This is a genomic window from Actinoplanes sp. NPDC023801, assembly GCF_040639655.1.
GTDB lineage: Bacteria > Actinomycetota > Actinomycetes > Mycobacteriales > Micromonosporaceae > Actinoplanes.
Genome location: NZ_JBFAAI010000014.1, coordinates 19,836 through 34,978 on the forward strand (window position 1 = coordinate 19,836; position 15,143 = coordinate 34,978).

Genomic DNA, 15,143 nt, shown 5'->3' on the forward strand with positions numbered 1-15,143 from the left:
GGGGTTATCGGGACGGCGGGGACCAGGCCAGCTGGACCAGACGGGCGCCGTGCCGGCGGGTGATCATCCACGCGCGGCCGGGCGGCAACGGCTGTGGTTTGAGGTTGCCGAAGAGCGGCCCCTCCTCGCGCGGCCCGGACATCATGATCCCCGGCGAGGCGAGTTCCCGGATCCGGCCGATCACCGGGTCGAACAGCGCCCGGCCGGCACCGCCGATCCGTCTGGTGATCACCACGTGCAGGCCGATGTCGCGGGCCTGCGGCAGGAACTCCAGCAGCGGGGTCAGCGGGTTCGGGCTGGCCGACGCGATCAGGTCGAAGTCGTCGACCAGAACGTAGAGTTCCGGGCCCTTCCACCAGCTGCGGTTGGCGAGCATCTCGGGGGTGACGTCCGGGCCGGGCAGGCGTTCCCGCATCGCCACCGCCACCTGGTTGATCAGGTCGGCGGTGACCTGGTGCGAGGTGCCGTACCCGATGGTGTTCGCGGCCGGTACGCACCCGAGCAGGCTGCGCCGCAGATCGACGAGGAGCAGCCGCGCCTGCTCGGGGGTGTGTGACGCCACGATCGAGCGGGCCAGGCTGCGCAGGAACGAGCTCTTGCCGCTCTCCACGTCGCCGAAGAGAAGCGCGTGCGGTTCGGCGTCGAAGTCGAGCGAGACCGGCTGCAGGTCGGTCTCGGCGATGCCGATCGGCACCACGCCGCCGCGAGCCGGTGGCAGCGCCTCGAACGGGATCTCGGCCGGCAGCAGCCGGACCGCGGGTGCCGGGGCCGCCGTCCAGTGCTCGCCCGCGTGCCGGACCAGCTCGGCGACCGCGTCGGCCAGGTCGTCGACGCGCTGCTCACGGTCGATGCGGGGCAGCGCCGCGAGGAAGTGGTGGCCGTCCGGGGTGAGGCCGCGGCCGGGCGCGTCCTCCGGCACGTTCACCGCCTCACGCCGGTTGATCACCGAGTCGCTGGCCTCACCGAGCCGCAGCTCGACGCGGGTGCCGAAGGCGTCGCGGATCTGCGGGCGCACGTCCATCCACCGGTTCGTCGCGGCCAGCACGTGGATGCCGAAACCGAGGCCGCGGTTGGCCAGTTCGTGCACGATCGGTTCGAGGTCCTCGAACTCGGACCGCATCGTCTGCCAGCCGTCCACGATCAGGAAGACGTCACCGAACGCGTCCTCGGCGAACCTGCCCTGTGTCTTGGCCCGCCGGTAGGCCGCCGCGCCCTCCACGTTCTCGGCGGCGAACATCTCCTCCCGGGCCCGCATGAGACCGTGCAGCTCGGCGATGGTGCGGCGGACCTTGTCCACGTCCCGCCGGGTCGCCACCCCGCCGACGTGCGGCAGGTCGGCGAGCGCGCTGAGCGGGCCGCCGCCGAAGTCCAGTCCGTAGAACTGCGCCTCCCGCGGCGTGTGGGTGAGCGCCAGGCTGACGATCAGGGTGCGCAGCAGGTTCGACTTGCCGGACTGGGCCGCCCCGACGATCATCACGTTGCCGGCCGCGCCGGACAGGTCCAGCCACATCGGATCGCGGCGCTGGTCGTACGGCTTGTCGATGAGCCCGCCGAGCGCGTGCAACGAACCGAACCGGTCCTCCGCGTCGACGGTCAGGCCACGCTCCGGCAGCGTGATCGCCGGTGGCAGCATCTGACCGAGCGTGGACGCCTTGTCCAGCGGCGGCAGCCACACCTCGTGGGCCGGCGCGCCCTTGCCCTCCATCTGCCGGACCAGCACCTCGATCAGGGTGTCCCCGGTCGTGGTCTCCTCCTCCGGCTGCTCCTCGGCGTCCGGCAGCTCCTCGCGCAGCGGTGCCACGTAGAAGGTGGAGAAGTCGCGGATCGGGTTGCCGCCGCGTCCGCCGACGCCGGGCAGGTCGCCGTTCTGCCGGACAGCGCCGGAGACGTACGCCGCCTTCAGCCGGATCAGGCCCTCGGTGCCGGTCCGCAGATAGCCGTGGCCGGGCGACCGGGGCAGCTCGTAGGCGTCCGGCACGCCGAGCACGGCCCGCGACTCCATCGACGAGAAGGTGCGCAGCCCGATCCGGTACGACAGGTGCGACTCCAGCCCGCGCAGCCGCCCCTCCTCGAGTTTCTGCGAGGCCAGCAGCAGGTGGATGCCGAGCGACCGGCCGACCCGTCCGATCTGGACGAACATGTCGATGAAGTCGGGCCGGGCGCTGAGCAGCTCGGAGAACTCGTCGACGATGAACAGCAGGCTGGGCAGCGGGGCCAGCGGCACACCCGCCGACCGGGCCCGCTCGTAGTCACGCTGGGACGCGTAGTTGCCGGCCTTGCGCAGCAGCTCCTGACGCCGGGTCAGCTCACCCTGGATGGCACCGAGCATCCGGTCGACCAGCGGCAGCTCGTCCTCCAGGTTGGTGATCATCGCGGCGGTGTGCGGCAGCCGGTCGAGCGACGCGAACGTGGCGCCGCCCTTGAAGTCGACCAGCAGCAGGTTGAGGATCTCCGGGCTGTGCGTCATGGCCAGCGCCAGCACCAGCGTGCGCAGCAGCTCCGACTTGCCGGAACCGGTCGCGCCGACGAGCAGGCCGTGCGGGCCCATGCCGTCCTGCGCCGACTCCTTCAGATCCAGCTCGACAGGGCGCCCGTCGGCGCCCACCCCGATCGGCACCCGCAGGCGGTCCCGGTTCGGCCGGCTGGCCCAGAGATCGTTCAGATCGATGCTGTACGGGTCCGACTGCTCCAGCAGGTCGGCCAGCCCGGTGTCCTGCGAGATGGCCGGCGCGTCCGCCTCGGAGACAGCCGACAGCCGCAGCGGGGCCAGTTCCCGGGCCAGCACCTCGGCCTCGGGCAGGCTCAGCGCGTCGGCCTTGCCCACCTCGGTGGGACCGTCCATCGTGGTGCCGGTGACCGTACCGTCGGCGGCGATCTCCAGCACCACCGAACTGTCGTCGAGCAGCCGCGGCGGTGGCACCGACAGGTCGACGATGGTGACCCCGGCGACGCCGCCCTCGGTCATCAGATGATCGGAACCGGCCGTCGAACCACCGTCGATGATCACCAGGACGTGCGGGCCGCCGCCGGGTGCACCGGCCGGGTCGAAGCGGGGCCGGTTGACCAGCACGTCGTCGAGCATCGCCTCCAGTGCCGGCACACTCGGGGCGACCAGGCGTACCTGCCCGATGGCGTCGGTCTTGCCCGGATGCTGGGTGTGCGGCAGCCATTTGACCCACTCCCAGCGACCGCGCTCGTGGTCCGGCACGCAGATGCCGATCCGCAGGTCGTCGGGGGCGTGGAAGGTGACCATCTGGGCCAGCAGCGCCCGGCTGAAGTCGTGGGCGGCCCGGTCGGCGCCGCGCACGTAGATGTGCGAGAAGTCGCGCAGCGCCACCGACACCGGCAGGTCGGGCACCACCGAATAGGTGTTGAGGAACCGGCGCAGCGCCATCGTGCACAGTGGTTCCAGCTCGTCGACCGGGCGGGTCTGCGGCGGGACGAGCCGGGTGGCGACCTCCTGCGGGCCGACGGCGATGCGGACCACGGTGAAGTCGGCGTCACCGCGCCGCCGCTCCCACAACCGGCCGCTGTCGGTGAACGTCCAGAGGGTCTCCGGGTCGGGGTTGCGGTAGTAGAGCGCCTCGCGCTGCTGCCGGATCGTGTTGCGCACCTGGGCCCGCAACTGGGAGAGGTGCCGCAAATACTGCCGTCGCGCCTCGATCATCTCGCGCTTGCCGGGCCCGGTGGTGTTCGCGGCCATCATGGCCATCATGCCGAGCATCGAGATGCCGTACATCGCACCGGCGACATAGGTGATCGGGCCACCCCGCTGCGCACCCATCATCAGGCCCATCGCCGCCGCGCCCGCACCCATCGGCAGGATCATCAGCATCCGGGTCCAGCCCTTGCCCTGCGGCGGCGGGATCTCCGGCGGCGGGTCGAGCGGAACCTCGCCGGAGGGCATGGCGGGCGCCGGCCGGCGTGGCGGTCGCTTGATGATCGTTACTGTCACTCTGGGCTCCCCGTGGGTGACGTAGCGACAACATCCTATCCGTGATCGGGCAGCGATCCTGCTACGTTGTCCACTGTGAGCGCACCCGCAGCAAGCGGGCCCTCCCTGGCCCGGGTGACCATCGCGGCCCCGACCCGCCGCCTCGATCTCGCCCTGCCCGACAACATGCTCGTCGCCGAGCTGCTGCCGCACCTGCTCCGGCATGCCGAAGGCGCCCTGGGCGAGCCGTCCGAGCGTTACGGCGGATGGGTGCTCCGCCGCGCCACCGGCACCACCCTCGAACCCGGCAAGAACCTTGCCTCCCAGGGCGTACGCGACGGCGAGCTGCTGCACCTCGACCCGGCCCGGGAGGACTGGCCCGAGCTGGCGTACGACGACGTCGTCGAGGTGATCGCCAGCGGCTCCCGGCGGGCCGGCCGCTCGTGGAGCCCGTCCGCCACCCGGCGCACCGGCCTGGCCGTGACCGCCGGTGCCCTGCTCCTCGGCCTGGCCGGGCTCGCCGCCACCGGTCCCGGCTGGGTGACGCCCGGCGTGATCGCGCTGATCGTCTCGCTGGCGTGTGCGGTGCTGGGCATCCTGCTGTCCCGCGCGTTCAGCGACGCGAACGCGGGTGCGGTCGTCGCGGCGAGCGGCCTGCCGTACGCGTTCTTCGGCGGCGCCTGGCTGCTCACCCGGCCGGGCGGCAGCTTCCTCGACGTCGGCGCCGCCGGCCTGGTCCTCGGCTCGTCCGCGCTGCTGGTCGTCAGCGTGCTCTGCCACGCCGGGGTGGCCGGGCTGACCCGGTTCTTCGTGGCCGGCATCGCGGCGGCCCTCACCGGCATGCTCGCCGCCACCCTGTCACTGTCCGGGATGTCGCCGGAAGGCGCCGCCGCGGTCGCGCTGACCGCGGCGATCGGCCTGCTCCCCGCCTATCCGGTGCTGGCCGGCGCGATCGGGCGGCTGCCGTTCCCGGACCTGCCGAACCGGGCCGAGGAGATCCTCAAGGACGTGCAGCTGCCCCGCCGGGCGGACGTGTTCGCGGCCGTCGTCCGCGCGTCCGAGGTGCTCACCGGGTTCATCCTGTCCGCGGCGATCTGCAGCCTCGTGGCGATGACGTGGCTCGCCTTGTCCACGCCGGACACCCCGGCCGTACTCCTGATGCTCGCCGCGATCGCCGCCCTGCTGCTGCGCGCCCGCCTGCTGCCGACCCCGCAGCAGCGGGTGCCGTTGCTGGCCGCCGGCCTGCTCGGGCTGGCCGGGCTGGGCATCGGACCGGTCGTCACCGGCGCCGTCTCCGGGGTGGTGCTGGTCGCCGTCGCGGCGGTGGTGACCGCGGTCGCCCTGCCGACGGCACTGATCTACAGCCGCAAGGCGCCGTCGCCGTACCTGGGACGCGCCGCCGACATCCTCGACATCATCGCGATCATGGCGCTGATCCCGCTGGCCTGCGCGGTGATCGGCGTGTTCGACGACGTACGGGGCCTGTTCGCCTCGATCGGCGGGTGAGCCTCCGGTGATCTCCCGCCGCGACCAGCTGCAGTCGTACCAGTTCATGAACCAGCGGGTGATCTCGGCGTTCGTGATGCGCGAGACCGACCCCGCCCAGTCACCGCTGCGCCGCGGTATCGGTGCCCTCTTCGGCGGACTGATGGTCGCGATCCTGGTGGCCGCCGGATTCGGCATCTACGGCGTCCTCACCCGTACCGGCGCCAACCAGTGGCAGCGGGACGGGTCCGTCGTCGTCGAACGCGAGACCGGCGCCAGCTTCGTCTACCTGCGCGGCCGTCTCAACCCGGCACTCAACTTCGCCTCCGCGAAACTCGCCGCCGGGCGCCCCAACCCGCCCGTCTTCCGGATCGCCGCCAAGTCCCTGGCCGGCACCCCGCGCGGAGTCACCATCGGCATCGCCGGCGCCCCCGCCTCCCTGCCCGAGCCCGCCCGCCAGACCGGCCTGCCCTGGGCGATGTGCGCGATCACCACCGACCGGCCCGCATCGGTCCTGGTCATCGGCGCGTCCGGAGCCACCGGCACGGCACTCGGCAACCGCGGCCTGCTGGTCACCGACAACCCCGGCGCCGAGACCACCCACCTGGTGTGGCAGGGACGCAAGCACCGCATCCCCGAACGCGACACCTCGGTCGCCCTGTTCGGTCCCAACCAGGCACCCACCCGCATCAGCACCGCGTGGCTCAACGCGCTCCCGTCCGGCGCCGACATCGTCCCGTTCGACATCCGCGACCTCGGCGACAACTCAAGCGCCGCCCCCGGCCTCGACATCGGCGACATCGTCTTCACCGAGACCGGCAGCGGACGCCAGTTCAACCTCATCCTCGACGACGGCCGCGCCCCCGTCACGGCACTCCAGCAGGTGGTCCTCAGTGCGGCCGAAGGCTTCGGCGAACCACGCAAGATCGCCGTCGGCGACCTGACCGACATTCCCGAGAGCCGCGCCCTGCCCGCCGGCGACCTTCGCGGCCCCGACCAGGTCCCTCAGCTCGCCACCGTCGCCCGCGACGAATCCGCGTGCGCCGTCACCACCGACGCCGCCAAGCCCCCCGCTGTCTCGGTGGGCGGCCCCGCCGACGCCTTCGACGCCGCCATCCCCACCAGCGGGACCGCCGGCTCCGGCCGCCCTCTCGCCGACCGCATCCAGGTCCCCGGCGGTCGCTTCGCCCTCGTCCGGGTCCCCGGATCCGGCGGCTTCACCCTGGTCACCGACGTCGGCCTGCGCCATCCCGTCCCGAACCTCGACGCACTCGCCGCCCTCGGCTACAACCCGGCCATCGCCGCCGAGATCCCCACCGCCCTGATCAACTCCATCCCGGCGGGTGTCACCCTCGATCCCGCGGCAGCGGGCCAGCCCGCGATCAACACCAACTGATCCGGTACGCCCGGAGCACCCCCGAACACACCGGCACGCCCCGTGCCGCCACCCGCAACGCCCGCCGGCACAGCCCTGCGCCCTCCAGGCGCCACGCCACCCGCGCCCGCGCGGGCACAGCGCCTCCCAAGCCCAGCCAGAAGCCAGCGCTGCATCAGGCGGGCTGTTACAGCGCTGCGCACCAGCCGGACACCTCCAGCCAGAAGCCAGCGCTGCATCAGACGAACTGTTACAGCGCTGCGTGCTGGCCCCATCTCCAGCCAGAAGCCAGCGCTGCATCAGGCGAGCTGTAACAGCGCTGCGTGCTGGCCCCATCTCCAGCCAGAAGCCAGCGCTGTAACAGGCGAGCTGTAACAGCGCTGCGTGCTGGCCCATCTCCAGCCAGAAGCCAGCGCTGTAACAGGCGAGCTGTAACAGCGCTGCGTGCTGGCCGGACACCTCCAGCCAGAAGCCAGCGCTGTAACAGGCGAGCTGTAACAGCGCTGCGTGCTGGCCGGGCCGGGGCTGGCCGGGCCGGGGCTTGGCGGGCCGGGGCTTGGCGGGCCGGGGCTTGGCGGGTTGGGGCTTGGCGGGTTGGGGCTGGCCGGGCCGGGGCTTGGCGGGTTGGCTGTCAGGGGGCTGCGGGCGGGCCGGGCTTCGGGGGCGGGTTGGCGGCCACGGTGTCGAGGAGCATCACCGGCGGACCCGGTTCCAGGGGCTCGGGTGGCGACGGCGGGCGGACGGCCAGACCGGGTCGCCACCGGCGGCGATTCCGGCGGAGCGCCGCCGCGGCCAGCAACAGGCCCAGCACCAGGATCACGGCGACCACGGCGCTGTTGACGGCGATGGCCCGGCGACGTAGTTCGGCGCTGTCGTCGGGCAGCGCGGCGGGTTCGAGGGCGGGAAGCCTGCGGGCGTCGCTGTCGACGACCCGGGCGGTCAGGGCCGCGTAGGGGTTGACCACTCCGGCTCCGAAGGCGGGGCCGGCCGGGGCGGGGCTCGCCGTGGCGATCAGGCGGCGGGCCACCTCGGCGGGCGGCAGCCGGGGGTCGCGGGCTCGGAGCAGTGCGGCGGCTGCGGCGACGAAACCGGCGGCCACGGCGGTGCCGGAGGCCTCGACGGCACCCCGGCCGGTCTGCAGGGCCGGTACGGCGACGCCGGGTGCGACCAGGTCGACGTACTCGCCGAACTGGGAGGCCGGTGCGATCTGGCCGTTCTGGTCGACGGCTCCGACACCGATGACGTTCGGGTAGGAGGCGGGGTACGGGTCGGGGTTGCCGTCGTCCCGTGATCCGAGGTCGCCGACGGCAGCGACGACGACCGTGCCCTGGGCGACGGCGGTGGCCACGGCGGATTCGAGGTCCGGGTCGTTCCGGTAGACGGGGGTGGTCACGACGACGACGTCGGCGTTCTGCTGTACGGCGGTGAGGATGCCGCGGGTCAGGGTGCCGGGACTGGGCTCGGACCCGGCCGGGTCGTCGGGCATGACCCGGATCGGCAGGATCTCCGCGCCCGGGGCGAGGCCGGCCGCGTCACTGTCGCCACCGTTGCGGGAACCGCTGATCACGCCCGCCACCTGGGTGCCGATGCCGGTGCAGTCCTGGTCGGCGGTGCCCGCGTTGTCGGCGGTGTCGTCACCGGCGAGAACCCGGCCGGCGAGTTGCGGCTGTCCACGGTCGACCCCGGTGGACAGCACCGCGACCCGGGCGCCGTCACCGGCCTCGAGTGCGCCGATCGCGTCGGCCTGGAGCATCGCGCGAGCCCACGAGCCGTTGACCCGGTCCTCCCCCGGCTGCGCGCAGTTCTGCCCCGGCACCCCGAGCGCGAAGCCGGAAGCCGCAACGGACGCGAAGCCGGTCGCCGCAACGGACGCGAAGCCGGAAGCCGCAACGGCCCGGGAGGCCGGAACGGACGCGGAGTAGGCCCGCTCTGACGCGAGGCGGTCCGGAACGGACCCGGAGGCGGGTGTGGGGAGGGCGGCGGCCAGGGTCGCGGCCGCGGAGAACGTCACGATGATCGACAGAAGTGGCGCGGGCGGCCCCGTGGTTCCCATGACGCACATCCTCCGCTTCCCGGATGTCCATTGTCTGCCCGGTGAGCGGCCTTTCCCCGCCGATTCTTTGATCAACGGGAGGCGATCGGTGCGGTATTCACCGGCACGCTCGTGCACCTTCTGAAATTCGGCCGGAATCGTCATTTCCGGCTCCGGTGATCGACATTGATCGGCCGCCGGGCGGGTCCGGCGGCCGATCCGTGGCATGTCGTCGATTCGTCACATGTTGGAGGCGATCTGCGCGTCGACCTGCTGCATACGCTCGGCCGAGCTGCCCAGCCGCACGCCGACGCCGGCCAGCGCCTGCTTGATCTCGGTGGCGCCCTGGTTCCACTTCTGCCGGGCGTCGTCGCACGCCGTGCCGGCGGCACCGGTCCAGTCCTGGGCGAAGAGCTGCGTGAACGCCGTGTACAGGTCGTTGAGCTGCTGGTCCATCTGGTTCTGGAAGCTGTTGATGGAGGATGAGACGTCAGCGATCTGGCCGAAGTTGTAGGTGATGTTCATGGTTGTTCTCCCCGATTCCGGATTCAGCCGCGGAGGGCGTTGAGGACGGCGCTGTCGCCACCGGCGGCGGCACCACGGATGGACTGGGCGGCCTCGTCGTCGTTGACGCCGTACGTCTGCGAGGCGGCCGACATCTTGCCGCCGAGCTCGTCCAGCGCCTGCATGATCTTCGTGAGACCGTCGTTGAGCTGCGCCGAGACGTCCTGGAGGGCGTTGTTCGCGGTTCCGGCGAAGGCGCCGCCGCTGAGTCCCTGGATCTGGCCGAGCAGCTGGTTCATGCCACGCGAGATGTTCTGGCCGGTGTCGGAGCACCGGGTCGCCATAGCGGTGAGCTGTTCCTGAGTGGCATGGACCTGACCCATGCCCGGAGTTGTCGCCACGATTTCTCCCCTGCGAATCTCGTGTCCGGCGTACTCGGTTCGGTCCGCCAGTGGGTTATGCCTCTCCGTACGCCGTCCGCCCGTACTCGGTTCGAAGCTTTTTCAAAAGAATCTCGTCGAACCTGATCCGGGCCGCGGGCGTACTCTTCTGCGTCACCCGCTCACCGCGATCGACAATTCTTTGATCAATTGCGGTGGGGTATCACCGACTGCCTGGGGGAGGCGTGATGGCCGCAGACAATCCCTACGCGGAGCAGACCGCGAGGAACACCAACGCGCCGTGGCTGGGCGGGGGCCCGGCCGTGGACGTCGATCTCGACGGCCTCCGCGACTACGCGACCTCCCTGACGAACCAGCAGAGGGACATCGCGTCACGCGCCGAGTACCTTCGGCCGCTCGGTGAGATCCCCGGTCAGGCGTTCACCGGCGAGGTGCTGGGTGAGGCCGACGCGGTGCGCGCCCGGCTGGTGGCGAACGCCGGTGAGCTGACGGTCTATCTGCAGAAGCTGGCCGAGTCGGTGGGCAACATCGGCAGCGCGGCCCGGACGGTCGCCGACAGCTACGGCTCCGGCGACGCGATCTCCGCGGCGTCGCTCAACGACGTTCTCTTCGCGTACGGGGACAAGTCCGTACCGCGTCCGGAAGGTCTTCCCGCGGGTGTGGGCCCGACGTTCTGGGAGCAGCAGTCGGCGTTCAGCACCGCGGTGCCGGCCGCGGACAGCAGCGCCTGGCGGACGACGTCGAACACGCCGATCTCGGCCCATCAGACGCTGGAGACGGCGGCCGGGCCGAACGGGGAGCGCCGTGAGGTGCTGACGTTCACGCCGCCGGGCGGGGCGACGACGGTCACGACGACGGTGTTCGGCAGCAACGGGGAGACGGTCTCGTCGGTGACGACGCGCACGGCGACCCGGTTCGCCGGCGGTACCGAGATCACCGTCCAGGAGACCTACGGCGCGGACGGCAGGCAGACCGCGACGACCGAGACGCGGACCGAGTTCGACGGTGACCGGGTGACCGGCCGCAGCACCGAGGTACGGGACGCGGCCGGCGAGACCGTGCAGCGGACGGTCGAGAACACCGACCCGGCGACCCGGGAGCAGGTTCAGGTGGTCTCGGAACGTGACGAGAAGGGCGACCTCGTGGAGAAGAACCGGATCGTGACGGGTATCGCCACCGGTGGTGGCGTGCCGACGGTGAGCGGCTGATCCGATGGCCGACCACTACGGCGCGAGCGCGAATCCGAACTACGGGTACAGCCCGTACAGCGGGCAGACGCACTACGGCAGCTACCCGCCTTCGACGCTGCCGTACACGGCGCCGCCGGGACCGGGCAACCCGACGACTATCGAGCAGGTCTCCCGGCGGATCGCGAACATGCATCCGGAGGAGATGGCCACCCTGGCCGACCAGTGGCAGAACGCGTGGGCGTTCCTGGCCGACGTACGCGCCTTCCTGATCAAGCAGAGCGACGTGCTGCGTGACGAGGCCTGGCAGTCGCCGGCCGCCCGGGACGCGTTCCTGATGAAGGGTCCGGGCGAGACACTCGCGTATCTGGACGTGTGGATGGACGCGGCCCAGCAGAACGTGACGGCTCTCCGGCATCTGGTCAACGTCTCCAGCGAGGCCCGGTACGCGATGGCGCGGCTGGAGATCGACTACGCGCGGGAGTTGAAGGAGGCGGCGAATCTCGACTTCGGCGAGCACCTGCAGGCGTGGCTGACCGAGGCGCAGGGCTGGGACGCCGCGGCCGAGGAGTACATCTCCGAGCAGCAGACGGAGATCCGGCGGCGGTTCCAGCTGGAGGCGCAGCGGCTGGCCCAGCACTACGGCGACCAGTTCTTCGACTACATCGCCGTGCTGTCCAACGGGGTCGGCCCGCCGGTGCAGCCGCTGAACGCGGTGCTCAACCAGCCGGCCGCGGTTCCGCCGGGTCTGGGCGGGCCGGGCGGGATCGGCGGCCCCGGACAGCTCGCGCCGCCACTGCCGGTGCTGCCGGCCGGTAACCCGCCGCCCGCCGCGGAACTGCCGGGAGCGTTGCCGCCGGGACAGAACCAGCCGCCGGGACTGCTGCCGCCGGGCGTGCAACTTCCCGCCCCGGTGCAGCCGGGTGTCGTACCGCCGGGAGCACTGCCGCCCGGTGTGACGCCTCCCGGGACCCTGCCGCCGGGCGCCGGTCTGCCGCAGCCGGGTGGGGCTCTGCCGCCCGGAACCCTGCCACCCGGAGCCCTGCCGCCCGCGGTGTTCCCGCCCGGAACCCTGCCGCCGGGCGCGCTGCCGGGACAGCCGCTGCCGGTTCCGGGCACCGGTGTCCCGGGGACGGGCGGTCCCGTCGTGATTCCGCCCGGCACCGTGCGCCCGGGCGTCCCGCCGCAGGTCAACCGGCCCGGCGGGCCGGTCGTGGCGGTTCCGCCGAACCTGCCGGGACGGACGATCCGGCGGCCTGCCGGACCGGTCACACCGGTGGTGCCGCCGGGCGGCCGGGAGATCCGGCGCACCGGGCCGGTGGTCGTCCCGCCGCAGACCGGGCGTCCCGGCGAGCGGCAGCGGCCGACCCGCACCACGCCGGGCGTCACGCCGCCGCCGCCGGACGGCCGTCCCGGGCGCGGTACACCGGGCATCTTCGTTCCGCCGCCCGCCGCCGGCCGGCCCGGCGAGCGGCGCGGCACCCGGCCGGGTACGCCGCCCGTACCGCCGCAGACGCAGACCGGCCGTCCCGCCCGTAACGCGTCCGGGGTGACGCCGCCACCGCCGGTGGGGCGATCCGGTGACCGCCGTAGTTCCCGGCCGGGCGGGACGACACCGGTTCCGCAGACGCCGGGACGGTCGGACACGTTCGGCCGGCCGCCGTCGCCGGCTGCTCCGCCCGTACTGAAGAATCCGGTGGAGGATCGCGGAGCCCGGCCCGGAAGCGCCGCCGAGGTCCGGACCCCGCCCGCCGCGCAGCGGCCCGGTGGCACCGCGCCGCCGGTGCTGAACCGGCCCGTCTCGCCCGCCGCTCCCCCGCCCTACCGCCCGCCGCGCCGGCAGCCCGGATCGGCGGCCTGGTCGGACCTGTTCGGTGCGGAGGAGGCTCGCCGTCGTGCCGGGAACGGTGTCATCGACGCGCCGGAGCGGGCCCGCCCGGACGGTGGGCCGTGGGGTCTGCGCAGCCGGGCGGCGACCCGGCCGGACGGCGCCGCGGAGCCGAACAAGCCCGGCACGGTCGCGCCGGAACTGGGAAAACGACGAGGCGGCGGGGAACCGGTCCCGGTTCGCCAGACCGACGACCTCATCACCGACGATCAGGCATTCGGCGTACGGACACCCGGCGGCGGTGTCGTCGCGGGGCGTGGTGACGAGCCGCCGGAACAGGACATCGGCCGCGCGTTACGGGGCAGGTGAGCGGGGCACTCCCACCACGATCGAGCCGGCCAGCCGGTCGTGCAGGCCACGGCCCTCGCTGTTCAGGATGATCGCCGGGACGAACAGCCCGAGCAGCACGGCCCGGAGCAGCCCGCGGCCCAGGCCGATGACGCCACCGTCCGGATAGGAGGCGCAGCGCACCCGGAACAGCCGCATGCCCGGCGTCTGCCCGAACAGCCCGAGGAAGAAGGTGTTGGCGAGGACCAGCACCGCGACCGCCGGCCAGGCCTTCTCGTTCGGGCTGGCGTAGAGACTCGCGATCAGGACACAGAGCACCCAGTCGATGACCAGTGCGCCGAGCCGCGGGCCGAGCCCGGCAGGCTCGTTCAAAGCAACCACGGTCGCCGAGCGTACGCGATATGGTCCGATGGATCGGCTCGCGCTGTCGCCGTGCCTGCTCCCAGCAGTACGTAACACGGCGGAAACAATAGGGATACGCCGGGGCAACTCCGGACCCATAACGTCGCGACCAGCCTTGCCAGGTGGCGGCCTCATGCCGCCCGGTATCGGAAAACTGTGCCAGGAGGACGTGTGTTCGCCAATCCCGAGGAACTCCTGCGATACCTCAAAGACGAGGACGTCAAGTTCGTCGACGTACGTTTCTGTGACCTCCCGGGTGTGATGCAGCACTTCAACATCCCGGTCGAGTCGTTCGACGACAGTGTGGTGACCGACGGCCTCGCCTTCGACGGATCCTCGATCCGCGGGTTCCAGGCCATCCACGAATCCGACATGATGCTGCTCCCGGACGTCGCAACCGCGTTCGTGGACCCGTTCCGCATCCAGAAGACCCTCGCGCTCAACTTCTTCATCCACGACCCGTTCACCCGCGAGGCGTACTCGCGTGACCCGCGGAACGTGGCGAAGAAGGCCGAGGCCTACCTGGCCGCCAGCGGCATCGCCGACACCGCCTACTTCGGTGCCGAGGCCGAGTTCTACATCTTCGACTCGATCCGCCACGAGACCTCCGCGCACCAGTCGTTCTACTACATCGACTCGATCGAGGGCGCCTGGAACTCCGGCCGCGAGGAGGAGGGCGGCAACAAGGGCTTCAAGACCGCCTACAAGGGTGGCTACTTCCCGGTCTCCCCGGTCGACCACTACAGCGACCTGCGTGACGCCATGGTGCGCCGCCTGATCGACACCGGCTTCACCGTCGAGCGCTCGCACCACGAGGTCGGCACCGCCGGCCAGGCCGAGATCAACTACAAGTTCTCGACGCTGCTGCACGCCGGCGACCAGATGCAGCTGTTCAAGTACATCATCAAGAACACCGCCTGGGAGCACCGCAAGACGGCGACGTTCATGCCCAAGCCGCTCTTCGGCGACAACGGCTCCGGCATGCACACCCACCAGAGCCTGTGGCTGAACGGCGAGCCGCTGTTCTACGACGAGACCGGCTACGCCGGCCTGTCCGACATGGCCCGCTGGTACATCGGCGGCCTGCTGCACCACGCGCCGTCGCTGCTCGCGTTCACCAACCCGACCGTCAACTCGTACCGGCGTCTCGTGCCGGGCTACGAGGCCCCGGTCAACCTGGTGTACTCGCAGCGCAACCGCTCGGCCTGCACCCGTATCCCGGTGACCGGCAGCAACCCGAAGGCCAAGCGCATCGAGTTCCGCGTCCCGGACCCGTCGTCGAACCCGTACCTGGCGTTCTCGGCGCAGATGATGGCCGGCCTCGACGGCATCAAGAACAAGATCGAGCCGCCGGCTCCGATCGACAAGGACCTCTACGACCTCCCGCCGGAGGAGTGGGGCGACGTCAAGCAGGTGCCGGGCTCGCTCGACGCCGTGCTCAACTCGCTCGAGGCCGACCACGACTTCCTCACCGCCGGCGGCGTCTTCACCCCCGACCTGATCTCCACCTGGATCGACTACAAGCGAACCAACGAGATCGACCCGGTCCGGCTCCGCCCGACCCCGCACGAGTTCGAGATGTACTACAACGTCTGATCCTGAGCACGACTCGGGCACAGCCTGAGGAACGGCGGTCATGCTCGGCTC

At 71.8% G+C, this 15,143-nt stretch carries 10 protein-coding genes; 5 read left to right on the top strand and 5 right to left on the bottom strand.

From position 1 onward, the window contains the following. Positions 1 to 4 precede the first annotated feature (4 nt). Positions 5 to 3,955, bottom strand: a complete 3,951-nt coding sequence (eccCa, locus tag AB0G04_RS24055; RefSeq protein ID WP_360986741.1) for a type VII secretion protein EccCa — start codon at positions 3,953 to 3,955, stop codon at positions 5 to 7. 75 nt (positions 3,956 to 4,030) lie between these two features. On the opposite strand from eccCa, the gene eccD reads away from it, so the two are divergent. Then, positions 4,031 to 5,440: a type VII secretion integral membrane protein EccD gene (gene eccD, locus AB0G04_RS24060; RefSeq protein ID WP_360986744.1), complete on the top strand. Its 1,410-nt coding sequence runs from the start codon at positions 4,031 to 4,033 to the stop codon at positions 5,438 to 5,440. Between the two features lie 7 nt (positions 5,441 to 5,447). Continuing rightward, complete coding sequence (gene eccB, locus AB0G04_RS24065) at positions 5,448 to 6,815, top strand: type VII secretion protein EccB (RefSeq protein ID WP_360986747.1); 1,368 nt, start codon at positions 5,448 to 5,450, stop codon at positions 6,813 to 6,815. Positions 6,816 to 7,425: 610 nt separating this feature from the next. Here eccB and AB0G04_RS24070 read toward each other — a convergent pair. The 3 genes from AB0G04_RS24070 to AB0G04_RS24080 form a co-directional block, all read right to left on the bottom strand. Beyond that, positions 7,426 to 8,847: a S8 family serine peptidase gene (locus AB0G04_RS24070; protein WP_360986750.1), complete on the bottom strand. Its 1,422-nt coding sequence runs from the start codon at positions 8,845 to 8,847 to the stop codon at positions 7,426 to 7,428. A 219-nt stretch (positions 8,848 to 9,066) separates the two neighbouring features. Next, complete coding sequence (locus AB0G04_RS24075; protein WP_360986753.1) at positions 9,067 to 9,351, bottom strand: WXG100 family type VII secretion target; 285 nt, start codon at positions 9,349 to 9,351, stop codon at positions 9,067 to 9,069. A 23-nt stretch (positions 9,352 to 9,374) separates the two neighbouring features. Next, positions 9,375 to 9,731 carry a WXG100 family type VII secretion target gene (locus AB0G04_RS24080; protein ID WP_360986756.1) on the bottom strand — a complete coding sequence of 119 codons (357 nt, stop codon included), beginning with the start codon at positions 9,729 to 9,731 and terminating at the stop codon, positions 9,375 to 9,377. A gap of 227 nt (positions 9,732 to 9,958) precedes the next feature. On the opposite strand from AB0G04_RS24080, the gene AB0G04_RS24085 reads away from it, so the two are divergent. Further along, positions 9,959 to 10,939 carry a hypothetical protein gene (locus AB0G04_RS24085; RefSeq protein ID WP_360986759.1) on the top strand — a complete coding sequence of 327 codons (981 nt, stop codon included), beginning with the start codon at positions 9,959 to 9,961 and terminating at the stop codon, positions 10,937 to 10,939. Between the two features lie 4 nt (positions 10,940 to 10,943). Then, on the top strand, positions 10,944 to 13,115 hold the full coding sequence (locus AB0G04_RS24090; RefSeq protein WP_360986762.1) for a hypothetical protein: 2,172 nt from the start codon (positions 10,944 to 10,946) through the stop codon (positions 13,113 to 13,115). Here the strand turns inward: AB0G04_RS24090 and AB0G04_RS24095 are convergent. Beyond that, on the bottom strand, positions 13,101 to 13,466 hold the full coding sequence (locus AB0G04_RS24095; RefSeq protein ID WP_360986765.1) for an RDD family protein: 366 nt from the start codon (positions 13,464 to 13,466) through the stop codon (positions 13,101 to 13,103). The two genes, AB0G04_RS24090 and AB0G04_RS24095, sit on opposite strands and share 15 nt — an antisense overlap. Positions 13,467 to 13,667: 201 nt before the next feature. On the opposite strand from AB0G04_RS24095, the gene glnA reads away from it, so the two are divergent. Beyond that, positions 13,668 to 15,092 (top strand): type I glutamate--ammonia ligase, encoded by a 1,425-nt coding sequence (gene glnA, locus AB0G04_RS24100; protein ID WP_360986767.1) that lies wholly within the window; start codon positions 13,668 to 13,670, stop codon positions 15,090 to 15,092. Positions 15,093 to 15,143: the final 51 nt, after the last annotated feature.